Here is a 25,492-nt window from a genome sequence, read left to right as displayed (position 1 = left end):
ACCAAATAACAACCAATGACGCCAATAATTCAGGCATCGCTGGTATCCTTTAGCTTCTCACTCACACTGGTTCTTCCTGGAGCACGTCAGATCACCGGAAAACGGTGTTTCTGGATGGGCACTAACTCGTGGCTTGCTCGGTTCCGGGGTGGGGGTACCTTTTCTGCCAGAAAAAGGTGTCTGAGCGCAGCGAGTTCTTTTTCCAAAGAAAAGGTACCCCCACCCCGGGGCCAGTCGCCCAAGTTGGCAGGTCAAAAAGTTATTCCTCGCGGCCTTCCAGATAACGTTGCAGCTGTTCCCGCAGCGCTTTGGGGAGCCGCGTAATGGTCAAGGCATCGTTGTCACGGTCATAGTAAATCGCCTGGTTGACCAGATCAGACGAGAAAGACACGCTCATGCCCCCGCCAGAACCGGCAATCCGCACCAGCTTCTTCACCTTGCGGTGATCCGGATGCAGTACCCCGCTCTCCGGCAACTCGGCAGTCTCACTGGCGAATTCCTTGAAACGCTGCGGCTGGTCCTCGTCCAGATAGCCCGAAAGAGCTTCAATCGCCACCGGCTCACCCAGAGCATGCTGCTCCTTGGAAAACTCATAGGCCCGCGCCCGAATCTTGCCTGCCTCCTCCGGTTCTGAGGACTTGGCAAAGGCCTCCACCGCATCCATGAACGTCAGCGTTTCCTTCTCCACATCCACCTGATTGGTAAAACCAGACAACCGGATAAACAGATCGCCACCCTCGCCGGAACCACGGGCATGAACCAGCGTAAGGTAGTTCTCACCAGGGTGGTCCCCAAGCCAGTCGTCAAGCTCAACCCGCACCGCCAGATTCAGTCGCGACAGGCTCAGGATATCGGTCGCATCGAGCGTCTGCTGGGCATCGAAGCGCATGGCACTGTCGTTTTCCAGAATGCACAGATAAACCACCTCCGCATCCGCCAGAGCCTCATGGACAATCATCAGGTGCCCCTCGAACTCCTCCTGGGCACTGTTCAGCAGCTCCTGCCACTGACCAAACAGACGATCCGTCAGAGACGCGAAGGATTGCCGATCTTCCCGATACTCCTTTAGCCAACTGCTGAACGGGCTCTCGCCAATGTCCTCGGAAAACCGACCGTACTTCTTGCCCGGCTTGCTGTTGAACAGGCGCTTCATCTGCTTGTGAAGGGCTTCATAGTCGCCGCCTGGCTCGGTCAGGACTTCACCAGGGCGGACCCGTGCCGGTTGCCCGGGTTGATACTGGCTGGCAAAGAGGGTGCGAAGCTGCTTGATGGCCATTGGGTCGTCGGTTCCTTGATTGGTGAGCGGGTAGGTGAGCGTATCGAGCCTGAGGCTGAGCGTTCACGGGTGGCATTGTAATGGTTTTTATGGAGTTGTGGGGGAAGGTTGGAGTGGAGTGAAGAATTCGAACAGGTCAGATCGGTTCGGGGGTGGGGATGCCTTTTCTGCCAGAAAAAGGTGTCCGAGCGCAGCGAGTTCTTTTTCCAAAGAAAAGGCATCCCCACCCCCGAACCAGCCCCCAAGGTTTCAGGCCAGGAGGGCCATAATCAGCTAATCCAGATCAAACCCGCTTGCTACGCATCAGATCCTGAATCAGCGACTGAACAGCGTCCGTGATTTCCTGATCGTCATCTGCGGAAACGGAAGCCGAAGCCACATCGGTACCCAGATTAACCGCAATGGCAATCAGGCCATGGGCACTGACCACCTGGGCGGCGCGGCGGCGGTCATCGGCATTACCGGTGTTATCCTCGCTGAGCACAACAGACGTCTTACCTTGATCGAACAGCGCCCGCTCAACCGCCAGGGCCAATGCCGTCGCCTGCTTGCCGTTACAGGCAATGATAGCCGGCTTCTGGGCCAGGCGGCGCTCACGCTCCTCGCTGGTCACCGGGTCCAGCGACTCTACCGTGCCCGCGGTGCCGGCAATCATACCTGCGCCAATGGTCACGTTGGTCAGCCGGTCGATGACAATGAAGCTGCCCGTAGCGTGGTTGCGTGGATAGGCGTCAAACGCAATGGGCTGGCTCAGGGTCAGCTCGCACAGGCCGATTTCATTCAGCTGCAGGGCAGACGGATTGTCGTTCTTCTCCAGCGTATTCACGTCGGTCTGATGATGAATTTTCTTCACCGTGCCCGAGGTGAACGTGGGGCCGAGCTTGATGTCATACAGGCGGCCGGTTTCCAGCGGGCCATCGGTCATCCACACGATGTTGGCGGTAAAGCGGTTGCCCACCTCCGGCTCGTCCTCGGCTTTCACCAGCATATCGCCACGGCTGACATCAATCTCGTCGGTCAGTGTCAGTGTTACCGCCTGGTCGATGTAGGCTTCCTCCAGGTCGCCGTCAAACGTTACAACATCCTTGATGATGCTGGTGCGACGTGAGGGCAGGGCCATCACCTTTTCGCCCGGGCGGATCACGCCGGAGGCAATAGTGCCGCAGAAACCGCGGAAGTTCAGATTCGGGCGTGTAACGTACTGCACCGGGAAGCGGAAATGCTCCAGGTTCTTGTCGTGGGACACCTCCACCGTTTCTAGAATATCCATCAACGGCTGGCCGGTGAACCAGGGCGTGTGCTCGCTCTTGTTGACGACATTGTCGCCTTCCAGGGCGGAAATCGGCACAAAACGGATGTCTTTCAGGCCCAGCTTGTTGGCGAAGGCCAGGTAGTCATCCTTGATCTCGTTGAAGCGTTCCTGGCTATAGTCCACCAGATCCATCTTGTTGATGGCCACCACGATGTGACGGATACCCAGCAGGGACGCAATGTAGGAGTGGCGACGGGTCTGGGTCAGCACACCGTGGCGGGCGTCAATCATCAGGATTGCCACCTGGGCGGTGGAAGCGCCGGTTGCCATGTTGCGTGTATACTGCTCATGGCCCGGAGTGTCGGCGATGATGAACTTGCGCTTGTCGGTTGAGAAATAGCGGTAGGCGACATCAATGGTGATGCCTTGCTCACGCTCTGCCTGCAGGCCGTCCACCAGCAGGGCCAGGTCCAGCTTCTCGCCGGTGGTGCCCATCTTGGCGCTGTCGGTCTTCAGGCTCGCCATGTGATCTTCGTAGATCATCTTGGTGTCGTGAAGCAGGCGACCAATCAGGGTGCTTTTACCATCGTCCACGCTGCCACAGGTCAGCAGTCGCAGCAGTTCCTTGTTCTCGTGTTGCTTCAGGTAGGCCTGAATATCTTCGGCAATCAGATCAGACTGGTGTGACATCTTAGAAGTACCCTTCCCGCTTTTTCTGTTCCATGGATCCGGCCGAATCGTGGTCAATCACGCGGCCCTGACGTTCGGAGCTGGTGGCCAGCAGCATTTCCTGGATGATCTCCGGCAGGGTGTCTGCCTCGGACTCAATGGCGCCGGTCAGCGGGTAGCAGCCCAGAGTGCGGAACCGGATCGACTTCATTTCCGGCTTTTCGCCCTCTTTCAGGGGCATGCGGTCGTCGTCAACCATGATCAGCGTGCCATCACGCTCGACGACAGGCCGTTTGGCTGAGTAGTAAAGTGGCACGATCTCAATGTTTTCCAGGTAGATGTACTGCCATATGTCCAGCTCGGTCCAGTTGGACAGCGGGAATACGCGGATGCTCTCGCCCTTGTTGATCTTGCCGTTGTAGATGTTCCAAAGCTCGGGGCGCTGGTTCTTAGGGTCCCAGCGGTGATATTCGTCGCGGAAAGAATATACCCGCTCTTTGGCGCGGGATTTCTCCTCGTCGCGGCGGGCGCCACCGAAGGCTGCATCAAACTTGTACTTGTCCAGGGCCTGCTTCAGAGCCTGGGTTTTCATTACGTCGGTGTGCTTGGCGCTGCCGTGAGTGAAGGGCCCGATGCCCTGCCTGATGCCGTCTTCGTTCTTGTGAACGATCAGGTCCAGCCCGTACTCCTTGGCTTTGCGATCCCGGAATTCAATCATTTCCCTGAATTTCCAGGTGGTATCTATGTGCATCAGCGGGAACGGCAGCTTGCCCGGGTAGAAGGCCTTTCGGGCCAGATGCAGCATTACCGCGGAGTCCTTGCCAATGGAGTAGAGCATAACCGGGTTGTCGAACTCGGCTGCGACTTCCCGGATGATGTGGATGCTTTCAGCTTCCAGCTGTTTGAGGTGCGTCAGGTTGTAAGTGGTCATCGTATCCTGTTACCGCGTTTGCGTGCCTGTGGTTTAGATAAAGGCTGGGCGTGTGAATCCCGCAATGATACCAGATCAGGCCATGGCATAAGAAGCCAGGTAACTAGAGTTTGCTGCTATAACAATATAGCGGTGGGGCAGTATTGGAGAAGGTGGATTTCGCGTTCAGGGCACCGAGGCGGCGAGGAGCTTGCCGACGTAATTGTTGACGTACTCGAACCCGTTGCCCTCGAACTCGGTGAACTGGATGCCTAGCTGGAACTGGTCACGGGCGATGCGGCGCATGTGGACGATATTGCCACCGGCGATAACCGAAACCGGCTGTTGGGCGACAACAGGAACTGAGAAGGTTGCCGTGACAGATATCCAGTTACCGGGCGCCGGGGTTTTCTGGCCAGGAACCAGTTTTTTGATGGCTTCCCGGTCACACAGGATCATGATTCCTGTTCGCGAAATATTGGACACATCACAGGTCAGGCAGCTGCCATCGGGTTTCTCAATTGTGACTTCAGTGGCAACATCAACACGTTGCTGGTTGCGAAGGTTTGGCTTGGCGGCAACTGGTTTCATAGTGACTCTACTGGCGTCTCTTGTTTTAAAGGAGGCTGCCTTACCCATCGTTCAGTCCCTTTTTATACTTGCTGTCGCGCCTTGTCAGATACACAAGAAAGACCCGCATACAGTCACAATTTCGTAATGTGACGGGTGCGGGATAACGGCAAGCGCTTATTATTTCGGTCTTAACTCCCTGAAAGTCTAGTTGTTTATTTGGTGATCAGCAAGGTGACTGTCGCTAAAGCTGTCAGATTTGTGAACTGAATATGAACATGGCTTCATTGATAATGATGCATGTCAATTCCGGGCGGTCTGAATTCCCTGTTTGAGGTCACTGACGGCGGCCGGCGGCTCAGGTAAACTACGCGCCAACATTCACCTGGCGTCAACTCAGGCGCCACGATTCCGTGCAGGTTATGACAGACAAAAATCCTTCCGCTTCTCAGGGCGGTAAAGTTGGTTTCATCAGCCTCGGCTGCCCCAAGGCGCTCGTTGACTCAGAGCGAATCCTGACCCAGCTGAGGCTGGATGGCTACGATGTGGTGCCCACCTACAACGACGCCGACATTGTTGTGGTCAACACCTGCGGGTTCATTGATGCGGCCAAGCAGGAATCGCTGGATGCTATTGGCGAGGCTATCAGCGAAAACGGCAAGGTCATTGTCACCGGTTGCATGGGCGTTGAAGCCGAGAAAATACGTGATACGCATCCTGGCGTTCTGGCAGTCTCCGGCCCCCATGCCTATGAAGAAGTCGTCGGCGCGGTGCACCAGTTCGTGCCGCCCAAAAAACAACACGACCCGTTCACGGATCTGGTTCCACCACAGGGCATCAAGCTGACGCCACGGCACTATGCCTACCTGAAGATTTCAGAAGGCTGCAACCACCGCTGTACTTTCTGCATCATCCCCTCCATGCGGGGCGATCTGGTAAGCCGCCCCATTGGCGATGTGATGGATGAAGCTCAAAGACTGGTGGATGCCGGCGTCAAGGAGTTGCTGGTCATTTCCCAGGACACCTCGGCCTATGGCGTGGATACCAAATACCGCACCGGTTTCTGGCAGGGCCGTCCACTGAAAACGAAGATGCAGTCACTGTGTGAGGCTCTCGGTGAAATGGGCGTCTGGGTGCGCTTGCATTATGTTTACCCCTACCCACATGTGGACGATATTATCCCGCTGATGGCGGAGGGCAAGATCCTGCCGTACCTGGATATCCCGTTCCAGCACGCCAGCCCGAAAGTCCTGAAAGCCATGAAACGCCCGGCCCACGACAGCAAGACCCTGGAGCGCATTCGCAAATGGCGGGAGATCTGCCCGGAACTGACCATTCGTTCCACCTTCATCGTGGGCTTTCCGGGGGAAACCGAAGAAGACTTCCAGTATCTGCTGGACTGGCTGGACGAAGCGCAACTGGATCGGGTTGGTGCTTTCAAATACAGCCCGGTAGAAGGTGCCAAAGCCAACGAGCTGGAAGGTGCGGTACCGGAAGAGGTAAAGGAAGAGCGCCTGGCCCGTTTCATGGAAAAACAGGCCCAGATCTCAGCCGCCCGCCTGCAGGCCAAGATCGGGCAGACCATTGATGTGCTGATCGACGAAGTCGACGAGGAAGGCGCCATCGGCCGCTCCAAGGCCGATGCCCCGGAGATTGACGGCATGGTCTACCTCAATGACGAAACCGACCTGGTTCCCGGGCAGATCGTTCAGGCCGTGGTTGAGCATGCTGACGAGCATGATCTGTGGGGTCGGCTTGTTCTTTAGCCGCTGAGATGGGTACCTAGCCTGTGTGTTGCGGGGGAGGGCGTTGGCGGGTGGCTTCTCCCAAAAAACGCTACAAGCCCATCCATGGGCGCTTGGGCTCCGCCATCCATGGCTCCGCACATTTTTGGGAGAAGCCACCCGCCAACGCCTTTCGTCTCCGAGATAACGCCCAAGCTGCTAAGCGTAGGTCGGTTGCAGTTATGGTAGATTTATCTGCCAGGCCAGACAGGCGCGGGGCAGGAAGGGGGTTCCAAAACTGTGCGGAGCCATGGATGGCGGAGCTCAAGCGTCACATGGATGTGCCGAAGGAGCGTGTTTTGGAACCCCCTTCCTGCCTCGTGCCGTTAACTCCATAGAAGCCAGGCTAGGGCCATAGCCAGATGCCACAGCCCATAGCCCGAGAGCTACCCCCCAAGCTTCCGAACCAGAATTTCATTAAACAGCTTGGGATTCCCCTGACCCTTGGAGGCCTTCATCAGCGGTCCCATCAACCCGCCGAGCATCTTCTTCTGCTTCTTGGGGTCGGATTCCTGCTGATACTGGGCTACCTGATCCGGCATGGAGGCAAGAACCTCGTCCACCATTTTTTCCAGCTCCCCGGTGTCAGATACCTGCTTCAGGCCCTTGGCGTCGATGATTGCGTCTACGTTATCGTTTTCACCGGCCCAAAGCGCCTCAAACACCTTCTTGGCGCCCGCGGATGAAATCGTGTTATCGGCTATGCGCACCACCAGGTCACCCAGTTGGGCACCGGAAATGGGCGAGTCGTCAACAGACTTCTCTTCCGCATTCAGGCGCGCGGAGAATTCGCCCTGGACCCAGTTGGCTGCCAGCTTGGCATCTTTGCCGCGCTCGGCGGCAGCTTCGAAGAAGGCGGCAAGCCTTGAGTCACCGGCCAGCAGGCCTGCGTCGTAGTCGTTCAGGCTGTATTGCTCCATAAATCGGGCTTTGCGCGCATCCGGCAGTTCCGGGAGGCTGTTGCGGGCTTCGTCGATGAAGGCATCGTCGATTTCCACCGGCAGCAGGTCCGGGCAGGGGAAGTAGCGGTAATCGTTGGCTTCCTCCTTGGTGCGCATGGAGCGGGATTCATCCCGGTCGCCGTTGTAAAGTCGGGTTTCCTGCACGATGGTGCCGCCATCTTCGAGGATATCCATCTGCCGTTCGACTTCATGGGCAATGGCCTGTTCCATGAAGCGGAAAGAGTTCAGGTTTTTGGTTTCGGTGCGCGTCCCCAGTGTTTCGGAGCCTTTTGGCTTGAGGGAGATGTTCACATCGAAACGCATGGAACCCTGGGACATATCACCGTCACAGATCCCCAGCGAGGTCACGATGCCATGGAGCTTCTTGGCAAAGGCCACCGCTTCCTCGGCGTTGGTCATGTCCGGCTCGGTCACCACCTCGATCAATGGGGTGCCGGCGCGGTTCAGGTCGATGCCGGTCATGCCGTGACCAAGCTCGTCATAAAAAGAATCGTGCAGGGACTTGCCGGCGTCTTCTTCCAGGTGGGCGTGGTGAATGCGCACCCGCTTGCTCTTGCCGTTGGCCAGATCAATATCCACATAACCCGGGCCCACGATGGGGCGTTCCAGTTGCGTGGTCTGGTAGCCCTTGGGCAGATCCGGGTAGAAGTAGTTCTTGCGCTCGAACACCGAGCGCCGCTCTATCTCGGCGTTCACCGCAAGGCCAAACATTACCGCGTAGCGGAATGCCTGCTCATTCGGTACCGGAAGGGTGCCGGGCATCGCCAGGTCAACCGCATTGGCCTGGGTATTGGGCTCGGCGCCATAGGCGGTGCTGGAGCCGGAAAAAATCTTGGTTCGGGTGGCGAGCTGAACGTGAATTTCCAGCCCGATCACAATGTCCCACTGCATAGTCGTTCTCCTTTTTCGGGCTTACTGCGGTTCACGCTGGTGCCAGTCGGTCACCTGCTGGAACTGATGGGCGGCGTTCAATAATCTTGCTTCGGAGAAGTAGTCCCCGATAATCTGCAGGCCAACTGGCAGGCCGTCAATAAACCCCGCCGGCACCGACATGGCTGGTATGCCCGCCAGGTTGATAGCCACGGTAAACACGTCCTCCAGGTACATGGTGACCGGGTCGTTGGACTTCTCGCCCTGAACGAAGGCCGGAGAGGGCGTGGTCGGGCTCATCAGCACATCCACTTCCTTGAAGGCGTCAATGAAATCCTGCTGGATCAGCCTGCGTACTTTCTGGGCCTTGAGATAATAGGCATCAAAATAACCGGCGGACAGCGCGTAAGTGCCCACCAGGATCCGTCGCTTCACCTCGGCACCGAAGCCCTCTGCCCGGGTGCGGGTGTACATGTCCATCAGATCTTTCGGATCGTCGCAACGGTAGCCATAGCGAGCACCATCAAAGCGGGACAGGTTGGCGGAAGCCTCTGCCGGAGCAATCACGTAATAGGCGGCAATCGCAAGGTTGGCGTGGGGCAGGGACACTTCCTTCACCGTGGCGCCCAGCTTCTCGTATTCCCGGATAGCGCTGCGAACCTGCTGCTCCATGGCCGAGTCGAGGTTGCCGGCAAAGTATTCCTTCGGCAGGCCAATGCGCAGGCCTTTCAGCGGCTCATTGAGCGTTGCAGTGTAGTCCGGTACTTCCCGTTCAAGGGATGTGGAATCCTTCGGGTCGAACCCCGCCATGACATTCAGCATCAGCGCTGCATCTTCAGCGGAGCGCGCCAAGGCGCCACCCTGGTCCAGGCTGGAAGCAAACGCAATCATCCCGTACCGGGATACACGGCCGTAGGTCGGCTTCAGTCCGGTCACGCCACACAGCGCGGCCGGCTGGCGGATGGAGCCACCGGTATCCGTCGCCGTCGCCGCCGGTACCAGTCGCGCCGCAACTGCTGCTGCTGAACCACCGGAAGAGCCGCCCGGCACACGCTTCTCGCCCCGGCTCAGGCCCCAGGGGTTGGTGGTAGCACCGAAGTAGCTGGACTCGGTCGACGAGCCCATGGCGAACTCGTCCATGTTGGTCTTGCCCAGACATACTGCCCCCGCCTGGCGGAAGTTCTCCGTGACGGTGGCATCGTAGGGCGGCACAAAGTTGGCCAGCATCTTTGACCCGCAGGTCGTCGCCACGCCGTTGGTACAGAAAATGTCCTTGTGGGCAAACGGCACACCAGTCCACGGCGTGGCCTTGCCCGCTGCCCGTTGCTCGTCCGCCGCATGGGCATCCGCCAGGGCCTGCTCTTCGGTAATGGAAATGAAACTGTTGAGCTGCTCGTCCTCTTTCTTGAGGCGGCCCAGATACTCCCGGGTCAGCTCCACACTGGAAATCTTGCCGCTTTCCAGTTCGCGGGAAAGCTCTGCTACGGATTTGTTATGCATGACACGTCCTGGTTACGTCGCTGTTCGTCAGATCACTCGATGCGCTTTCTTTATTCAATAACTCGTGGCACGAGATAGAGGCCATTCTCGGTAGCCGGCGCAATCGCCTGGAAAGCCTCCCGCTGATCGGTCTCCGTCACCTCATCGGCACGCAGGCGCTGAACCGCATTCAACGGGTGGGCCATGGGCTCCACCGAATCGGTATCCGCCGCACTCAACTGGTCCACCAGATCTAGGATGTTGCCCAGATCCTTCTCCAGCGCCGAAACCTGCTCATCATCCACCCGAATGCGTGCGAGCACAGCGACTTTCTCAATGTCTTCACGGGAAATGGTCACATTGCCTCCCAGGTTTAACTATGTGAAATGTCTTTAATAATACGGTTTTTCAATGAGGGGCACTCACCTGTCCGGGGGCGTTCGTCAGGTACTTTCCAAAACTGTGCGGAGCCAAGGATGGCGGAGCCCAAGCGCCACAGGGAAGTGCTTGAGCGTGTTTTGGAAAGTACCTGACGAACGGCCCTTCACCGCAGCCAAACGAATAAAAGCGCTATGGTAACAGATTCGAACAATCGCGGGAGGGGCCAAAACAAAGGCGAAAAGCGTGAAAGGCCCCTCGGGAGCCCCGATGGTGCCTTGCCTGCAGGGGTGCTCGCTGCTAAAGTTGCCGCATAATTTTTGCGACTGCAACTCTCAGGTTGAAACTACACGAATGTTGAAAAGACTCCGAGGATTATTCTCCAGCGACCTGTCCATCGACCTGGGCACCGCCAACACCCTTATTTATGTGCGCGACCGCGGCATTGTACTGAATGAGCCCTCAGTGGTGGCCATACGAACCCACGGTTCCCAGAAAATGGTCGCCGCCGTCGGTGCCGAAGCCAAGCGCATGCTGGGTCGCACACCGGGCAATATTACCGCCATCCGCCCGATGAAAGACGGCGTGATCGCAGATTTTGTCGTCACCGAAAAAATGCTCCAGCACTTTATTCACAAAGTGCACGAGAACAGCTTTATTACGCCCAGCCCCCGGGTTCTGGTCTGCGTGCCCAGCAAATCCACCCAGGTGGAACGCAAGGCCATCCGCGAGTCCGCCCTGGGTGCAGGCGCACGGGAAGTATTCCTGATTGAGGAGCCCATGGCAGCAGCCATCGGCGCAGGTCTGCCGGTCGAGGAAGCCAGCGGCTCCATGATCGTGGACATCGGAGGTGGTACCACCGAAATTGCGATTATCTCCCTGAACGGCATCGTTTATGCCGAATCCGTTCGTACCGGTGGTGACAAGTTTGACGAAGCCATCGTCACGTATGTGCGCCGAAACTACGGCAGCCTGATTGGTGACTCCACCGCCGAGCGTATCAAGCACGAAATCGGCTGTGCCTATGAAGGCCTGGATATCCGCGAAATTGACGTTCGCGGTCGTAACCTGGCTGAAGGCGTGCCGCGGGCCTTCACCCTGAACAGCGAGGAAATCCTCGACGCCCTTCAGGAGTCCCTGGCGCAGATCGTCCAGACAGTGAAAAGCGCGCTGGAACAGTCACCACCTGAGCTGGCGTCCGACATAGCCGAGCGCGGCATTGTTCTGACCGGCGGTGGTGCGTTGCTGCGGGGCCTGGACAAACTGATCAGCGAGGAAACCGGCCTGCCGGTGATCATTGCCGAAGATCCGCTTACCTGTGTCGCCCGTGGTGGCGGCAAGGCGCTGGAAGTGATTGACCGCGGTGGAATCGGAATGTTCTCCCAGGAGGGCTGACCTTGACCCCGGCTTTACGCCCCGACATTGCCTCTACCCGGCCGCCGCTCGTGAAACCTCATGGCGGCGGTTGTCGTATGGATGCCTGCAGGGATTGCGGCAGGGGGAGCGTGCGCCATTAAAACCATCTTCGTACAGGGTCCCGTTCCCGGCTTCAGGTTGTTGCTCGTTATTGTGCTTTCAATGGCGCTGATTGTGGCTGACGACCGTTTTGACCAGCTCACACCGGTTCGCAGCGCTATAGGCACGGGCCTGGCACCGGTTCACTGGCTTGGCAACGCACCCTCTGAGCTGACCGCATGGGTCGCCAGTCTGTTTACCTCCAAGGAAGATCTTCAGGCAGAAAATGAGGAACTTCGTGCCCGCCTCCTGATTCTGGAGCGGCGGGCCCTGAAATACGCGGCTCTGGCTTCCGAGAACAATGAGCTGCGTCAGCTGATGAATTCCTCGGAAGTGCTGGACGATCGCGTTATTGTCGGTGAGGTGGTGGCCGTTTCCCCCGATCCTTTCTCCCATGAAATCGTTATCAACAAAGGCAGCCGCGACGGCGTTGAAGTGGGCCAGGCGATTCTGGATGCCAACGGCCTGATGGGGCAGGTTCAACAAACCAGCAGTTTTACCTCAAGGGTATTGCTGGTGTCTGATAGCAGCCATGCCGTACCGGTTGAGGTAGTTCGCAACGGCTTGCGGGCGATTCTTCTGGGCAATGGCGATACTGGCACTCTGGAGTTGGTGCATGTACCCGATACCGCGGATATCCGCGAGGGTGACCTGCTGGTCAGTTCCGGCCTTGGGGGGCGTTTTCCCAAAGGCTATCCGGTTGCGGAAGTGGACAGTATTACCAAAGAACCGGGCGAGCCGTTTGTGAAAATCGAGGCAACACCGCTCGCGGAACTGACCAAGAGCCGCTTGCTACTGGTTGTGTTCTCGCCGGAACAGGAAGCAACTGATGAAGGCGGGAATACTGCCACTGCGGCTGAGGCCAGCCCGGCACAACAGGACGAGGTGCGCTGATGCTGTCGGTGATCAGTTATCCCGTTTTCGCCATGAGCATTGTGCTGGCCCTGGTACTCAGCAGTTCCCTGTTCCCGGTCGGCTGGTTCGAGTTCCGGCCGGAATGGCTGGGGTTGATGGTGTTCTACTGGACCTTCCGGGCGCCCGCCCAGTTTGGCATCCTTCTGGCTTGGTGTCTGGGCCTGCTGCTGGATGTGCTGGAGGCGACACCGCTGGGTGTCAACGCCCTGGCCATGGGGGTTATTGCGTTTCTCGTGCTGACTATTCATCAGCGGTTGCGCATGTACCCTCTGCCCCAGCAGTGCCTTATGGTGTTCCTGTTGCTGGGTATCAACCAGATGCTGGTACATTTCATCAAGCAGACCCTGGGAGCGGATGACTCGGGCTTCAGTTATCTCTGGCCGGCACTGACCAGCGCAATAATATGGCCTGTCGTCTGCGTGCTCCTGGACAACCTCAATCGGAAACTGGGATAACGGAGGCCTGAAGGTTACATGGCATCGATCGTTCTCGCCTCCGCCTCGCCGCGGCGGGCCGAACTGCTGCGGCAGATCGGGCTGTCCTTTCATGTTCGCCCGGCTGATATTGATGAAACTCCGGGCACCGGTGAGTCACCAGTGCATTATGTTGAGCGGCTGGCACGGGGGAAAGCATTGGCGGTCCAGGCGGCGGAACCCAGTGCCACAGTGATCGGCTCGGACACATCCGTCGTTCTCGGGGGCCGGATTCTCGGTAAACCACAGAACAGTCAGGACGCCGCTGACATGCTGAGGCGACTGTCAGGCACGACCCATCAGGTGTTGACTGCCGTTGCCATTGCCAGTGTTAATGCCTGTGAGTCCAGGGTTTCGGTTACGGATGTTCGCTTTCGCGGGCTATCGGACGAAGAAATAAACGCCTATGTAGCGACCGGAGAACCTATGGATAAGGCTGGCGGCTATGGTATTCAGGGGCTGGGTGGTATTTTTGTAGAGGAACTCCGTGGCAGCTACAGCGCCGTGGTTGGTTTACCCCTTCAGGAAACCGCAGAATTACTTGCCGGCGCCGGATACCCGGTCTGGGAAAGCTGGAACAGCAGGCAGGAGAGCCGCAATGAGTGAAGAGATACTGATCAACGTTACTCCGGTGGAAACCCGGGTGGCTCTCGTGGAGAACGGCATGCTCCAGGAGGCCTACATTGAGCGCACAAGCCGCAAGGGCATTGTGGGCAATATCTACAGCGGCAAGGTGGTTCGTGTGCTGCCCGGCATGGAGGCTGCGTTTGTGGATATCGGTCTCGAGCGGGCTGCGTTCATTCACGCCTCTGATGTGGTGCCTGTTCAGCAGCCGCCCAATGAATCCTCCGATGGCCCGAAATCTGTCCCCGATATTCGCACTCTGCTTCGAGAAGGGCAGTCACTGGTGGTGCAGGTCACCAAGGACCCCATCGGCACCAAGGGAGCGCGGCTGACAACCCAGCTGTCTCTCCCCTCCCGTTATCTGGTGTTTATGCCTGGTGTCAGCCATGTGGGAATTTCCCAGCGAATCGAGGACGAAAACGAGCGCTCGCGTCTGAAAACCCTTCTGGAAGAGGGCGCTGCTGCCGACCCCGAGGTGAGCGGTGGCTACATAATCCGCACTGCCGCAGAGGGCGCGTCGGAGGAGGATCTGCTTGGTGATATGAATTATCTGCATCGCCTCAATCAGGCGATTGAGGAGCGTATTACCCGCAGCATGGCCCCGGCTGCGGCCTATCAGGACCTGCCGTTGTTTATCCGCACTATTCGTGACCTGATTCGCCCCCAGACTGAAAAAGTGCGCATCGACAGCCGGGAGAGTTACGAGCGGGTTATGGAATTTGTGAATGAATTCGTCACCGAGTTTTCCGATAAAGTGGAGTACTATCCCGGTGAGCGCCCCATTTTTGACCTCTATTCAGTTGAGGACGAAATTCAGAAAGCCCTGAGCCGCAAGGTTCAGCTGAAGTCGGGCGGGTATGTGATCATTGACCAGACCGAGGCAATGACCACAATTGATATCAACACGGGTGCCTTTGTGGGTCATCGCAACCTTGAAGAAACCATCTTCAAAACCAACCTGGAGGCGGCCCGCGCCATCAGCCGTCAGCTCCGGTTGCGCAACCTGGGTGGTATCATCATCATCGACTTTATCGATATGGAGGATGCCGAGCATCAGCGCCAGGTACACCGGATGCTGGAAAAGATGCTGGAGCGGGATCATGCCAAAACCAAGATTACCGGAGTCTCGGAGCTGGGCCTGGTGGAGATGACCCGAAAACGCACCACGGAAAGCCTCGGCCAGATACTCTGTGAGCCCTGTCCGATCTGTGATGGTCGTGGTTTCCTGAAAACCAGTGAGACGGTCTGTTACGAGGTGTTCCGGGAGATACTACGGGTCAATCGTGCCTATGATGCAGAAAGCTATCTCGTCATGGCCTCTCAGAGTGTGGTGGATCGCTTGCTGGATGAGGAATCCGATAACGTTGCAGACCTCGAGACGTTTATCAGTAAAACCATTCGCTTCCAGGTTGAGCCATTCTACAGTCAGGAGCAGTATGATGTGGTGCTGCTGTAACGCCGGATCGGCAGGTATTCACTAGGCGTGGCGGTTACCCCTGATGGCATCCAGTGTCGCTGATCAACAAAACAGACATATTATTGTTCGATTGCTTTCAGGCCTTGCCAGCCTGATCTGGTGGCTGTTGCTGGCGGTCATTGTCCTGCTCGCACTGTACGCCGGTCTTGGCCGGCAACTCACGCAGAATATAGACGATTACCGCGCCAATATCGAACAGGTGCTGTCTTCGGAGCTTGGCCAGGAAGTGCGTATCGGTTCCCTGTCGTCAAGCTGGAACTGGCTCAACCCGACCATCATTGCCCGCGAAATCGTGCTGCTGTCCGACGGCAAAGGCGATGATGCGGCGGGCTCGCTGCAGAGCGTTCGCATCGGCCTTGATTTTCTGGCATCCCTGAGCCGTTTGCGCATTGTGTTTACCAACTTTGAAGCGGACGGGCTCGAGCTGACGGTCAACCAGACCCGGCGCGGAGAAGTGATGGTTGAAGGCGTTGATATCCCCGGGCCGGTGGTCAACGACATTGAGCGCTGGCTTGACCTTGCCGGAACCTGGCTTTCCGACCCCTCCGTAAAAATAACCCGGGTTCATCTTGGTGTCCGGGATAACAATGACCAGTTGAGGCATGTGGAGATCCCCCAGTTGGATCTGGTCTATCAGCGTGGTCTGTTTCACGCATCAGGCCGGGCCATGAGCCCCGGTACTACCCAGCAGTTGGCCAGTTTCGGGCTGGTCGGCCGGCACTTTTTCCGCGGCGATTTTACCGGCCAGATCTACGCTGATATCAACTCCGGGCGGCTGTTCGACGGACTCATTGAAGAATATGCCTGGCGGAATATACGGGTGGAAGGGTTTGATCTGGGTGGCCAGGTCTGGTTGACCTTTCGTGACGGCGTGATGGAGCAGGTCAGCGGTAAGGTGGAAACGCCTTACCTCCAGATCGGTACTGGCAGCGAATCCCTGGCGCCCCTCGAGGATATCAGTGCAAGCTTTGGCTGGCGCCGGCAGGGTACATCAGGTGCTTCACAGGAAAATCCTGCAAACCAGCCCTGGTACGCTACCGGAGAATTCCACCTGAAAAAACTGCAGTGGCAATGGAATGGTGACGCCGTTCCTCCGTTCAGCGTGCGTTTCCGGCACGATCAGGCCGGCCCCAGAATCATCGCCGACGAACTCTCGCTGCAACCTGTTCGGCGGCTGGTAACTGGTCTGAACCTGCTACCAGCCAGGGCCACCACTGCTCTCGAAAACTACCGACCGGCCGGAAGGCTGAATCAACTTCTGCTCAACCTGCCTTCGGATGGGAGCCGACAGTTTGAGCTGACGGCGCTGTTGAACGATGTTGATGTCCGGGCTTATGGCGGAGCGCCGGAAGTGTCGGGTCTGGATGGCAGTCTGGTCGTCAATAACCAGGGCGGCTACGTAGAGGCCCGGAGCGATGAACTGACACTGGGCTTTCCTGATCTGTTCCGTGGCCCCTGGGATTTGCGGGATTTCCGCGCGGGCGTGGCCTGGCGTTTCGAGGGAGACATAACCCGGATCTACTCTGACGACATCGGTATGGTTTATGGCGATGCCACGGACCTGACTGGCGCGTTCGACTTGCGTATGGATCGTGAGGGGGAAGACAGTCTCGGCCTCAGGGTGGGGGTTCAGAACGGGACCGCTGAAATGCTTGCGGACTTCGTGCCTGTCAAGGCCGTGGATCCCGGCCTGTATGAGTGGTTGACCGCGGCGATAGAGGCTGCGGATGTGACCGACGGGGAATATTTTGGTCACGGGCTGGTTAACCGTAACGCCCCGCCCGGTTCGTTCGTGTCTTCCATGGTTTATCGCTTTCAGAATGCGACCGTTCGCTACGACGAACGCTGGCCGGAGGTCACTGACGCCTCTGGCACGGTTCATGTTCAGAATGGCCGTACTCGGGTTGATGTGGACTCCGGACGAACCGGCGGGCTGGAGCTTCAGCCGGGGCAGGTGAGAGTTGAGCCGGAAGGCAGCGATGTTCGCGTCTATGTGAATGTCGCCGCACCTTTTAAAGGTGAAGCGCTGGCTTACTGGCTGGAGAACAGTCCACTGGGCGAAATGACCGGGGAAGCGGGCAAAAGTATCCGGCTGGATGGCGATTATTATCTTGACCTGGGGCTTGGTCTGCTGCTGGATTCCGATTCGCCACCTGACATAAACGCGACCGTCCGCGCCAATGCCGGCACACTGAGTTACGCCCCGGCCGACCTGGAATGGACCCGGATCAGTGGTGATCTGAGCTTCAGTACCGACGATGGATTCTCCGACACGCCTGTTCAGGCGAGTTTCATGGGGGCTCCAGTGACGGTTCGGTTGCGGCGCGCTGAGGGTAGCGACGGACTCGATATCCGCCAGTATGGTCGCCTCGATATCGGCAATCTGTTGGCCCGGACCGCATTGCCGGAGGGAACAGATCTTGGGCTGAGTGGGGAGGTCAGCTACCTGGCCACTCTGGATGTCGCGCCCGGTAAAACTTCTGCAGTGAAGCTGTACTCGGATCTGTCCGGACTTGCGATCAACTGGCCGGAGCCATATGCAAAGGATGCCGACGAAGAGGCGCCTCTGACCGCAACAATAGAGCCCGCGAGCAACGCCGGAATGAAAGTCTCCGTTGACTGGCCGGATCGCCTGAACCTGGATTTGTTGTGGCAGCCGGGTGATCTGGAGCTGGCTTTCCGCAATCTCTTTATCGGCGACCAGCGGTTGACTGGCGTAGACGTTTCCGCGCAGCAGATCAACGGGCAGTGGTCTGTTGAATCGGAGTCGGAGTGGCTGACAGGCATTATTTACTGGCCAGTGGATGACGGCCCGGTCATTGTGGATCTGGAGCGTCTCAAGCTGGCCCGGGGCGGCGACGAAGTTCAGGATGCGGAGGCTCCGCTGCCTGGGCCGGAAGAACAAGTTCGCGCCTTCAGGGAGCTTGGAATGGAGAACTGGCCGGATATCGACCTTCGCATCACCAGCCTGCAGCTCGACGAAGACGACGCCGGAACCTGGTCCATGGCGATTCGCCCCGAAGCCACACGGCTCCAGGTTCGGGATATATCGGGCATCCTGAGAACACTGACTTTGAACGGACAACTGACCTGGAGCATCGCCGGAGACCGGGAAACCACTCGTTTCGTCGGCGATATCACCGGGGAGTCCCTGGCGGATCTGGGTAATCTGTTTGGCACCGAGATTCCGTTTCGCAGCCAGGGCACCGCTGTGAATATGGATATCGACTGGCCGGGGCGGCCCAATACGTTTGACCTGTCGGGGCTCAGCGGGTCAGTGAGTGTGCGCTTCGACGACGGAGTCATTCTCGAGGGCAACAACACTGCGCAGCTGTTCCGGGTTTTCAATCTGCTGAACTCTGACACCTTGTGGCGGCGGCTGAAGCTGGATTTCTCCGACCTGTACGAGGCCGGCGTGGCATTTGATGCAATATCCGGCAAGGCAACCATGATCAACGGCCTGCTGACGCTGGACCCGGAACTTCAGGTGGTTGGCCCGTCCGGAGCGTTCAAACTTACCGGTACCAGTAACATGATGGAAGAATCACTCGATATGAACATGGTGGTGGTTCTGCCTCTGACCCAGAACCTGCCTTTGGCGGCACTGCTGATGGGGGCGGGCGCGCCCATCGGCGGTGCACTGTTTGTGCTCGATAAAGTATTGGGCGACCCATTGAGTAAACTGACCAGTGCAACTTATAGTGTCAGTGGAAGCTGGGATGAGCCGGAAGTTCGGCTCAGGCGGGTATTTGATACCGGTCAGTAATGATTTTACCCGGAGGGCAGTAGATGTCAGCACAGGCGCATCAGGCGGTGAACAGGCAGGCAAACAGGGTAGCGGCCATTCAGATGGTAAGTACCCATGATATTGCTGCAAATCTCAGGGAAGCGGGGCGTTTGCTGGCAGAGGCCGCAGCTGCCGGCGCCAGCATGGCGGTGCTACCGGAGAACTTCGCCGTTCTGGCAACGCGGCAGATGATTGGTTGTGGTCGTCGCGAGGCGGACCCGGATAACCTGATTCGGCATTTTCTGGCAGAGCAATCCGCCGAACTGGGTATCTGGATTGTCGGCGGGTCACTGCCGATTGCTTCACGCCCGGACGGCTCTACCGTGAGGGATCGGGTCAGGGCCTGCTGTCTTGTCTATAACGACCAGGGCGAGGAAGTTGCCCGCTATGACAAGATCCACCTGTTTGATGCGATGGTGGAGGACGCCCAGGGCCAGTACCGGGAGTCAGATACCTTTGAGCCCGGCGAAGATGTGGTGGTGATTGACACCCCCGCCGGGCGCTTGGGGCTGGCCATCTGCTACGATCTTCGCTTCCCCGAGCTGTTCCGCAAGTTGCGCGAGCAGGGCGCCGAATGGGTGTCGCTGCCCAGTGCCTTTACCTGGAACACCGGCGATGCCCACTGGCATGTGCTGCTGCGGGCCCGTGCCATTGAAAACCAGCTCTGGATGGTGGCGCCGGGGCAGGGTGGCCAGAACAGTGAGCGCCGGCGCACCTACGGCCACAGCATGATTGTCGACCCCTGGGGGCGCGTAATGTCCGAGATCGGCGAAGGGTCCGGGGTAGTTACGGCTGACCTCGACATGGAGCGGCTTCGGGAGATACGGGCGCGAATGCCGGTCTGGGAGCACCGCAAGCTCTAGTGTCCGGTGACACTAGTCAGCTGTCGGCCGCCTCGACGTCGTCAATGCATTCCCGCAGGTAGCGGAACAGTTTTCTTGGCTGGCCGGTGTTCTTCTCGTTCTGCACATCCCGACGGGCATTCCGGGCCAGGTTGCGCAGGTGTTGGATGTCAGCCGTTGAGCAGTAATTCAGGAATTCACCCACGGCAGAATCACCCTCTTCGATCATCCGGTCGCGCCAGCGCTCGGCGAGGTGATGGCGGCGGGTATGCTCCTCGCTGCCGGCATCGAACGCATCAATGGCGCGGGTCAGACCTACAGGGTTGTCCTCCTGGCGAATGATCTTGCCGATGTACTGCAGGTGCCTCCGCCGGGCTTCGTTCTGGCGGATGCGGCGTGACTCCTCGATAGCCGCCCTGAGGGTCCCGCTGATGGGCAGTGTGTCGAGCTTTTCATTGCTCAGCTCCAGCATGCGCTTACCCAGATCCTGCAGCTGATGCATGTCCCGCTTCAGTTGGGATTTGCTGGGGCCTGAGTATTCAGGGGAGTCATCTTGGGTGTCGTTCATGAAGTGCCTGTGTTGTCAGCCATAAAATATCGTCGCCAGACCAAGGAACGCCATAAAGCCCACCACGTCCGTCACGGTTGTCAGTATAACGCTACCGGCCAGCGCCGGATCAATGTTGCGGGATTTGAGGAACAGGGGCAACACAGTGCCCACGAGAGCTGCGGCAATCAGGTTGATAATCAGCGCGGCGGCAATAATGGCACCGATCATGATGTCCTTGAACCAGAGCGTAGCAGCCGAGGCTACCACCACTGCCCAGAGCAAGCCATTCAGCACGCCGGCCACAAACTCACGGTTCAGCAGCCAGCCGACGTTGGCGCCACTGATCTGCCCCACGGCCATACCGCGGATGACCAGTGTCAGGGTCTGGCTGCCGGCTATACCGCCCATGGAAGCCACGATAGGCATCAGTACAGCCAGGGCGACGACTTTCTCGATGGTGGCTTCGAACAGACCGATCACAGCGGACGCCGTAAAGGCAGTAATCAGATTGATGCCCAACCAGACAGCCCGGCGCCGGGTGGTCTTGAAAATCGGCGCAAAGGTGTCTTCATCCTCGTCCAGGCCGGCCATGCTCATCAGGGAGTGATCCGCATCCTCGCGAATAACGTCAACCACGTCATCGATGGTGATGCGACCCAGCAGCTTGCCTTCCTCGCTGACCACCGGTGCCGAGATCAGGTCATAACGTTCGAACAGGGTGGCAACCTTGGTGTCGGACAGGGTGACCGGTATCGGCTCGATATCCGTGTCCATCACTTCCCGCACCGTCGCCGCCAGGTTGGATACCAGCATTTTGGTGATCGGCAGCATACCGATGAATTCGTCCCGCCGGCTTACCACGATCAGGCTGTCGGTCATTGGTGGCAGGTTGCGGTGACGGCGCAGGTAACGCAGAACCACGTCGATACTGATGTCCGGGCGCACCGTGATGGTGTCGGTGTTCATCAGGCCGCCGGCGGTGTCTTCCGGGTAGGAGAGCACTTCCTCAACCCGCTGGCGGTCCTGTTCGTCCATGGTGTCCAGGACTTCCTGGATCACCGTATCCGGCAGCTGTTGCAGCAAGTCGGCCAGGTCGTCCGACTCAAAATCTTCAATGATGTTCGCCAGTTCCTGGGCGTTCAGCTGGCTCAGGAAATAGCCACGGATATCATCACTGAGGTACTGGAGAACTTCGCCTTCCAGTTGTTTGTCCACCAGGTTCCAAAGCAGCGCCCTCTGGCGGGGTGGCGAGGACTCCAGCAGGTGGGCAATATCGCTGGGGCTCAGGCCGCCGTTGAGGATGCGGGCAACCTGTTTCAGGGCGCCACTGTCCAGCGCTTCGCTCAGAGAGCGAAGGCGTTGGCGAGCCTGGCTTTTTTCCAGAATATCGGTCATGGATCACCCACAGTCAGAAAACTCTCGTATTATAGCGGAGTTAGGTTACACAGGTGAGAAAGAGTTGTAGGTGAATGCCGTGGTCGTGCTGGCAGCTATTCGCCTTCGCCGAAATAATCGTCAACAAGCGCTGCCAGCGCTTCAATGGCTTCGGACTCGTCAGGCCCGTCTGCAATCAGTTCTACCTCTGTCCCCTGGCTGGCGGCCAGCATCATCACCGGCATGATGCTCTTGGCGTCCACCTTGCGATCGTTTCGGCTGATCTGAACGCTGCTCTCGAAGTCCGATGCCGTTGCAACCAGTTTGGCCGCAGCGCGGGCATGGAGTCCAAGTTTGTTGATGATGGTAACGGGGCGGCGAATCATAAACCGTTCAGCTTTCCCGGCTCTGCAAGTGTGGGAGTTCGGCGTGCCGAACCTGCACATTGTTGTATTTTTCCGAGAAATAACGGCCCAGCTGTTCGCAGACATAAACCGAACGGTGCTGGCCACCAGTACAGCCGATGGAAATCGTCATATAGCTGCGATTGCTGTCGGCAAAGGAGGGTAGCCAGCTTTCCAGGAAGCTGGTCAGGTCTTCCACCATTTTCCGACTCAGTGGTTCCTTTTCCAGGAAGTCGATCACCGGCTGATCGGTGCCGACAAACTGTCGCAGGCTGGTGTCCCAGTAAGGGTTGGGCAGACAGCGAACATCGAACACATAATCTGAATCCAGCGGTACGCCATGCTTGAAGCCGAAAGACTGGAATAACAGCGCCAGTTCCTGCTGGCGACGCCCTGCCACCCGCTGCTTGACCATGTCCCTCAGTTCGTACATGGACAGGCCGGTGGTATCGATATAGAGGTCGGCCAGTTTCGACAGAGGTTCCAGCAGCTTCTTCTCATTACCGATCGCTTCGCGCAGTGAGGTCTTGTCGTCGCTCAGCGGATGCTTTCGTCGTGTGGCGTGGAATCGCTGGAGCAGGGACTGTTCATCGGCATCCAGGTAAATTACCTCAATGGTGACGCCGGTTTCCTGAAGGCTGCTGTAGATGTCTTCGAAGTTGCTGAGTTCGCCGGACAGGTTGCGAGCGTCGATGCTGACCGCCATTTTGCCCAGCCGGCCCGGTGAGCTCTGGTTGGCGGCTTCCCGTGTCAGTGGAAACAGCAACCCGATGGGCAGGTTGTCGATGCAGTAGAAACCCAGGTCTTCCAGCACATGCAGCGCTGTACTTTTACCGGAGCCCGATCGGCCGCTGACGATGATCAGTTTCATAGCCCATTCACCTCGAATCTGTAGTGGTTCAGCTTCCTTCGGCCGTCATCCGGCGATAGAGAGAGTCCGCATCGGTGCACTGGCGGAGTTGATCGCAGAATGCCTTTTCATTGAACTTTTCGGCCAGCTGGCTCAGCAGTTCAAGGTGTTCACTGGTCGCTTCCTTGGGGACAATCAGGGCAAACACCAGATCCACCGGCTGATTGTCGATGGCATCGAAGGCCACGCCCTCTTCCAGTGTCAGCAGAACCCCCACAACGCGATCGAGCCCTTCCAGGCGACAGTGGGGGATGGCAATACCCTGGCCAATACCCGTACTCCCCAGTCGCTCCCGGGCCACCAGGTTGTTGAATATTTCGGTATCACTGAGCGACGGATCATGTTGCTGGATCTGCTCGGCGATGGTTTCCATAACCCGCTTTTTGCTGGAGCTGGGAGCCCTGCATAGGGTCAGTTCCGGCGCGAGAATGTTCTCGATAGTCAGGGATGTGTCGGTCATGAATCGACTGCAGTTCCGTAAAAAAAGGCTGCGGCACCTTTTATAATTTAACCAGCGCCGCAGCTCGATTAACTGTTATGCAGGAAGCTGGATTCCCTAGCGGGCTCCGTTTCCATGCATCCGGTCAACGTTCTTTTCCTTGTGCTTCAGGATCTGCCTGTCCAGCTTGTCCACCAGCGCATCAATGGCGGCATACATATCGCTGTCTTCGGCCTTTGCGTGAATCTCACCACCAATCACGTGAAGCGTAGCCTCCGCCATCTGGCGCACTTTTTCCACCTCAAGGGTGACCTGGCAATTGCTGATGTGGTCAAAGTGGCGTTCGAGCTTTTCAAACTTGCCTGTTATGTAATCTTTCAGCGCGGGGGTCAGTTCTACGTGATGGCCTGAAATATTGAGTTGCATAGGCTTCTCCTGTTATCGGATGTTTACTACACCAGTCGCTTTCTCTCGTTGGACGGAGGGATGTGCATTGCCTCACGGTACTTGGCCACGGTTCGTCTCGCTACCTTGATACCCTGTTCTCCTAGCATGGCTGCAATTTTGCTATCGCTCAATGGCTTTTTCGGGGTTTCCGTTGCAATCAGCTTTTTGATCATCGCCCTGATGGCCGTGGAAGAACACTCTCCGCCCTCGTCAGTACCGACATGGCTGGAGAAAAAATACTTGAGCTCGAAAATGCCCCGTGGCGTGTGCATGTATTTCTGGGTCGTTACCCTGGAAATGGTCGATTCATGCATTTCCACCGCCTGGGCAATGTCCGACAGAATCAGCGGCTTCATGTGCTCCTCGCCATGATCCAGAAACCCCTGTTGGTGCTCGACAATCCGCGTGGCCACCTTGAGCAGGGTTTCGTTACGGCTTTGCAGGCTTTTGATAAACCATTTCGCTTCCTGCAGCTGATCCCGCAGATAGGTGTTATCGGCACTGCTGTCCGCACGCTTTATCAGTGAAGCATAGCTGGCATTGACGCGAATGCGCGGTGCAATTTCCGGATTCAGCTCCACACGCCAGCGTTCATTGTGTTTGCGCACGATGACGTCCGGGATAACGTAGTCCGGTTCCGCCTGGTCCAGTGTGTCGCCCGGCCTGGGGTTCAGCCCGGTAATCAGTGCCAGCACGTCCCGCAACTGATCTTCCTTCAGGCGGCTGCGGCGCAGCAGCTGGGCGTAGTCGCGATTGCCCAGCAGGCTGATGTAGTGGGTGATAACCAGCCGCGCCTGAGCCAGCCAGGGTGTATCCGGGGGCAACTGGTTGAGCTGGATCAGCAGGCATTCCTGCAGGTCCCGGGCGAAGACGCCGGGCGGGTCGAAATGCTGCAGGCGGTGCAGTACCGCTTCCACTTCATCCAGTTCCAGTGGATCCTCATCGGACTCCTCCACCATCCCTGAATGGATCTCTTCGAGGGGCGAGGTCAGGTACCCGTGATTATCAACCGCATCCAACAGCGCGTGGGCGATAGCCTGGTCCCGTTCGCTCATGGGGGTCAGGTTGAGTTGCCACTCCAGATGATCGTGCAGGGTTTCCGTGGGCGAGTTGCGGGTTTCGAAATCGTTGTCGTTTTCGTCGTCGTTACGGGCCGATGATGCCGGGGCCGACTGGTAAATGTCGTCCCAGGCAGTATCAACCGGAAGATCATCGGGAATGGTGTCAGGGCTGTCGGTCTCCGACGACCAGTCGGGCCCGTTTTCGGATTCGTCCCAGTCAGGGGAGGATTCCGAGGCGGCGTTCGACTCTTCGGCCGATGATGATTCCTCGTTGTCATGTTCGTTTTCGGTCGATTCCGGATTCTGGTTATCGTCGTCTTCCGAGGTTTCCAGCATGGGGTTGGATTCCAGCGCCTGCTGGATTTCCTGCTGGAGGTCTAGGGTGGAGAGCTGCAGAAGCCTGATTGCCTGTTGCAGCTGGGGCGTCATGGTCAGGCTTTGACCCAGCTTTAACTGTAATGAGGCTTTCATAACCATGATTCAGAGTCCGTCACTCGGTATCTCTCGGTCTGATTCGGGAGTTG

General features: G+C 57.8%; 22 protein-coding genes. 8 read left to right on the top strand and 14 right to left on the bottom strand.

All coding sequences use genetic code 11. The annotated features are described in order from the left end of the window. Positions 1-259 precede the first annotated feature (259 nt). The 4 genes from M8010_RS14765 to M8010_RS14750 all read right to left on the bottom strand — a co-directional run bounded on the left by M8010_RS14765 (position 260) and on the right by M8010_RS14750 (position 4,698). Positions 260-1,276: a nucleoid-associated protein gene (locus tag M8010_RS14765; RefSeq protein ID WP_250092678.1), complete on the bottom strand. Its 1,017-nt coding sequence runs from the start codon at positions 1,274-1,276 to the stop codon at positions 260-262. Positions 1,277-1,559: 283 nt separating this feature from the next. Next, positions 1,560-3,218 carry a sulfate adenylyltransferase subunit CysN gene (gene cysN, locus M8010_RS14760; protein WP_250092676.1) on the bottom strand — a complete coding sequence of 553 codons (1,659 nt, stop codon included), beginning with the start codon at positions 3,216-3,218 and terminating at the stop codon, positions 1,560-1,562. Between the two features lies 1 nt (position 3,219). Beyond that, positions 3,220-4,128, bottom strand: coding sequence for a sulfate adenylyltransferase subunit CysD (gene cysD, locus M8010_RS14755; protein ID WP_250092675.1), 909 nt, complete (start codon positions 4,126-4,128; stop codon positions 3,220-3,222). 165 nt (positions 4,129-4,293) lie between these two features. After that, on the bottom strand, positions 4,294-4,698 hold the full coding sequence (locus M8010_RS14750; RefSeq protein ID WP_250092668.1) for a PilZ domain-containing protein: 405 nt from the start codon (positions 4,696-4,698) through the stop codon (positions 4,294-4,296). A gap of 401 nt (positions 4,699-5,099) precedes the next feature. Here M8010_RS14750 and rimO point away from each other — a divergent pair, with 401 nt between their 5' ends. Next, on the top strand, positions 5,100-6,443 hold the full coding sequence (rimO, locus tag M8010_RS14745) for a 30S ribosomal protein S12 methylthiotransferase RimO (protein WP_250092667.1): 1,344 nt from the start codon (positions 5,100-5,102) through the stop codon (positions 6,441-6,443). 404 nt (positions 6,444-6,847) lie between these two features. On the opposite strand, the gene gatB is transcribed toward rimO, so the two are convergent. The 3 genes from gatB to gatC are packed head-to-tail and all read right to left on the bottom strand — an operon-like array spanning position 6,848 to position 10,131. Continuing rightward, complete coding sequence (gene gatB / locus M8010_RS14740; protein WP_250092655.1) at positions 6,848-8,314, bottom strand: Asp-tRNA(Asn)/Glu-tRNA(Gln) amidotransferase subunit GatB; 1,467 nt, start codon at positions 8,312-8,314, stop codon at positions 6,848-6,850. A gap of 21 nt (positions 8,315-8,335) precedes the next feature. Then, positions 8,336-9,793: an Asp-tRNA(Asn)/Glu-tRNA(Gln) amidotransferase subunit GatA gene (gatA, locus tag M8010_RS14735; protein WP_250092654.1), complete on the bottom strand. Its 1,458-nt coding sequence runs from the start codon at positions 9,791-9,793 to the stop codon at positions 8,336-8,338. 50 nt (positions 9,794-9,843) lie between these two features. Further along, complete coding sequence (gene gatC / locus M8010_RS14730; RefSeq protein WP_250092652.1) at positions 9,844-10,131, bottom strand: Asp-tRNA(Asn)/Glu-tRNA(Gln) amidotransferase subunit GatC; 288 nt, start codon at positions 10,129-10,131, stop codon at positions 9,844-9,846. Between the two features lie 373 nt (positions 10,132-10,504). Between gatC and M8010_RS14725 the strand changes: the two genes are divergently transcribed. The 7 genes from M8010_RS14725 to M8010_RS14695 all read left to right on the top strand — a co-directional run bounded on the left by M8010_RS14725 (position 10,505) and on the right by M8010_RS14695 (position 19,804). After that, positions 10,505-11,545 carry a rod shape-determining protein gene (locus M8010_RS14725; RefSeq protein WP_250092645.1) on the top strand — a complete coding sequence of 347 codons (1,041 nt, stop codon included), beginning with the start codon at positions 10,505-10,507 and terminating at the stop codon, positions 11,543-11,545. 183 nt (positions 11,546-11,728) lie between these two features. Continuing rightward, positions 11,729-12,559, top strand: coding sequence for a rod shape-determining protein MreC (gene mreC, locus M8010_RS14720; protein ID WP_250092745.1), 831 nt, complete (start codon positions 11,729-11,731; stop codon positions 12,557-12,559). After that, positions 12,559-13,035: a rod shape-determining protein MreD gene (mreD, locus tag M8010_RS14715; RefSeq protein ID WP_250092640.1), complete on the top strand. Its 477-nt coding sequence runs from the start codon at positions 12,559-12,561 to the stop codon at positions 13,033-13,035. Before mreC ends, mreD begins: the two co-directional genes overlap by 1 nt. A gap of 18 nt (positions 13,036-13,053) precedes the next feature. Beyond that, positions 13,054-13,659 (top strand): Maf family protein, encoded by a 606-nt coding sequence (locus M8010_RS14710; RefSeq protein WP_250092639.1) that lies wholly within the window; start codon positions 13,054-13,056, stop codon positions 13,657-13,659. Next, positions 13,652-15,133: a ribonuclease G gene (gene rng, locus M8010_RS14705; protein ID WP_250092638.1), complete on the top strand. Its 1,482-nt coding sequence runs from the start codon at positions 13,652-13,654 to the stop codon at positions 15,131-15,133. Before M8010_RS14710 ends, rng begins: the two co-directional genes overlap by 8 nt. Positions 15,134-15,176: 43 nt before the next feature. Further along, positions 15,177-18,920 carry a YhdP family phospholipid transporter gene (locus M8010_RS14700; protein ID WP_250092636.1) on the top strand — a complete coding sequence of 1,248 codons (3,744 nt, stop codon included), beginning with the start codon at positions 15,177-15,179 and terminating at the stop codon, positions 18,918-18,920. A 23-nt stretch (positions 18,921-18,943) separates the two neighbouring features. Then, entirely contained in the window at positions 18,944-19,804 is an 861-nt protein-coding gene (locus M8010_RS14695; protein ID WP_250092635.1) for a carbon-nitrogen hydrolase family protein, read from the top strand. A 16-nt stretch (positions 19,805-19,820) separates the two neighbouring features. Here the strand turns inward: M8010_RS14695 and yjgA are convergent, their stop codons facing one another. The 7 genes from yjgA to M8010_RS14660 all read right to left on the bottom strand — a co-directional run bounded on the left by yjgA (position 19,821) and on the right by M8010_RS14660 (position 25,439). After that, positions 19,821-20,351: a ribosome biogenesis factor YjgA gene (yjgA, locus tag M8010_RS14690; protein ID WP_250092633.1), complete on the bottom strand. Its 531-nt coding sequence runs from the start codon at positions 20,349-20,351 to the stop codon at positions 19,821-19,823. Positions 20,352-20,366: 15 nt separating this feature from the next. Continuing rightward, complete coding sequence (gene mgtE / locus M8010_RS14685) at positions 20,367-21,728, bottom strand: magnesium transporter (RefSeq protein ID WP_250092632.1); 1,362 nt, start codon at positions 21,726-21,728, stop codon at positions 20,367-20,369. Between the two features lie 95 nt (positions 21,729-21,823). Further along, on the bottom strand, positions 21,824-22,093 hold the full coding sequence (locus tag M8010_RS14680; protein ID WP_250092591.1) for an HPr family phosphocarrier protein: 270 nt from the start codon (positions 22,091-22,093) through the stop codon (positions 21,824-21,826). Between the two features lie 7 nt (positions 22,094-22,100). After that, positions 22,101-22,982 carry an RNase adapter RapZ gene (gene rapZ, locus M8010_RS14675; RefSeq protein ID WP_250092587.1) on the bottom strand — a complete coding sequence of 294 codons (882 nt, stop codon included), beginning with the start codon at positions 22,980-22,982 and terminating at the stop codon, positions 22,101-22,103. Between the two features lie 28 nt (positions 22,983-23,010). Further along, positions 23,011-23,481, bottom strand: coding sequence for a PTS IIA-like nitrogen regulatory protein PtsN (ptsN, locus tag M8010_RS14670; RefSeq protein ID WP_250092585.1), 471 nt, complete (start codon positions 23,479-23,481; stop codon positions 23,011-23,013). Between the two features lie 96 nt (positions 23,482-23,577). Then, positions 23,578-23,886 carry a ribosome hibernation promoting factor gene (gene hpf, locus M8010_RS14665; RefSeq protein ID WP_250092578.1) on the bottom strand — a complete coding sequence of 103 codons (309 nt, stop codon included), beginning with the start codon at positions 23,884-23,886 and terminating at the stop codon, positions 23,578-23,580. 26 nt (positions 23,887-23,912) lie between these two features. Next, positions 23,913-25,439 (bottom strand): RNA polymerase factor sigma-54, encoded by a 1,527-nt coding sequence (locus M8010_RS14660; RefSeq protein ID WP_250092743.1) that lies wholly within the window; start codon positions 25,437-25,439, stop codon positions 23,913-23,915. Positions 25,440-25,492: the final 53 nt, after the last annotated feature.

The sequence above is a fragment of the Marinobacter sp. ATCH36 genome (assembly GCF_023555055.1).
Classification (GTDB): Bacteria; Pseudomonadota; Gammaproteobacteria; order Pseudomonadales; family Oleiphilaceae; genus Marinobacter.
The sequence above is the reverse complement of the archived record's forward strand: the minus strand, read 5'-3'. Positions and strand labels throughout refer to the sequence as shown.

Bases quoted from the DNA above. Each gene is read 5' to 3' on its own strand.
- gatB (WP_250092655.1), bottom strand. From the start codon at position 8,314: ATGCAGTGGGACATTGTGATCGGGCTGGAAATTCACGTTCAGCTCGCC.
- M8010_RS14700 (WP_250092636.1), top strand. From the start codon at position 15,177: ATGGCATCCAGTGTCGCTGATCAACAAAACAGACATATTATTGTTCGA.
- M8010_RS14680 (WP_250092591.1), bottom strand. From the start codon at position 22,093: ATGATTCGCCGCCCCGTTACCATCATCAACAAACTTGGACTCCATGCC.
- rng (WP_250092638.1), top strand. From the start codon at position 13,652: ATGAGTGAAGAGATACTGATCAACGTTACTCCGGTGGAAACCCGGGTG.
- rapZ (WP_250092587.1), bottom strand. From the start codon at position 22,982: ATGAAACTGATCATCGTCAGCGGCCGATCGGGCTCCGGTAAAAGTACA.
- cysN (WP_250092676.1), bottom strand. From the start codon at position 3,218: ATGTCACACCAGTCTGATCTGATTGCCGAAGATATTCAGGCCTACCTG.
- M8010_RS14750 (WP_250092668.1), bottom strand. From the start codon at position 4,698: ATGAAACCAGTTGCCGCCAAGCCAAACCTTCGCAACCAGCAACGTGTT.
- hpf (WP_250092578.1), bottom strand. From the start codon at position 23,886: ATGCAACTCAATATTTCAGGCCATCACGTAGAACTGACCCCCGCGCTG.
- M8010_RS14660 (WP_250092743.1), bottom strand. From the start codon at position 25,439: ATGAAAGCCTCATTACAGTTAAAGCTGGGTCAAAGCCTGACCATGACG.
- yjgA (WP_250092633.1), bottom strand. From the start codon at position 20,351: ATGAACGACACCCAAGATGACTCCCCTGAATACTCAGGCCCCAGCAAA.
- M8010_RS14710 (WP_250092639.1), top strand. From the start codon at position 13,054: ATGGCATCGATCGTTCTCGCCTCCGCCTCGCCGCGGCGGGCCGAACTG.
- gatA (WP_250092654.1), bottom strand. From the start codon at position 9,793: ATGCATAACAAATCCGTAGCAGAGCTTTCCCGCGAACTGGAAAGCGGC.
- rimO (WP_250092667.1), top strand. From the start codon at position 5,100: ATGACAGACAAAAATCCTTCCGCTTCTCAGGGCGGTAAAGTTGGTTTC.
- mgtE (WP_250092632.1), bottom strand. From the start codon at position 21,728: ATGACCGATATTCTGGAAAAAAGCCAGGCTCGCCAACGCCTTCGCTCT.
- M8010_RS14695 (WP_250092635.1), top strand. From the start codon at position 18,944: ATGTCAGCACAGGCGCATCAGGCGGTGAACAGGCAGGCAAACAGGGTA.
- ptsN (WP_250092585.1), bottom strand. From the start codon at position 23,481: ATGACCGACACATCCCTGACTATCGAGAACATTCTCGCGCCGGAACTG.
- M8010_RS14725 (WP_250092645.1), top strand. From the start codon at position 10,505: ATGTTGAAAAGACTCCGAGGATTATTCTCCAGCGACCTGTCCATCGAC.
- mreC (WP_250092745.1), top strand. From the start codon at position 11,729: ATGGCGCTGATTGTGGCTGACGACCGTTTTGACCAGCTCACACCGGTT.
- M8010_RS14765 (WP_250092678.1), bottom strand. From the start codon at position 1,276: ATGGCCATCAAGCAGCTTCGCACCCTCTTTGCCAGCCAGTATCAACCC.
- cysD (WP_250092675.1), bottom strand. From the start codon at position 4,128: ATGACCACTTACAACCTGACGCACCTCAAACAGCTGGAAGCTGAAAGC.
- mreD (WP_250092640.1), top strand. From the start codon at position 12,559: ATGCTGTCGGTGATCAGTTATCCCGTTTTCGCCATGAGCATTGTGCTG.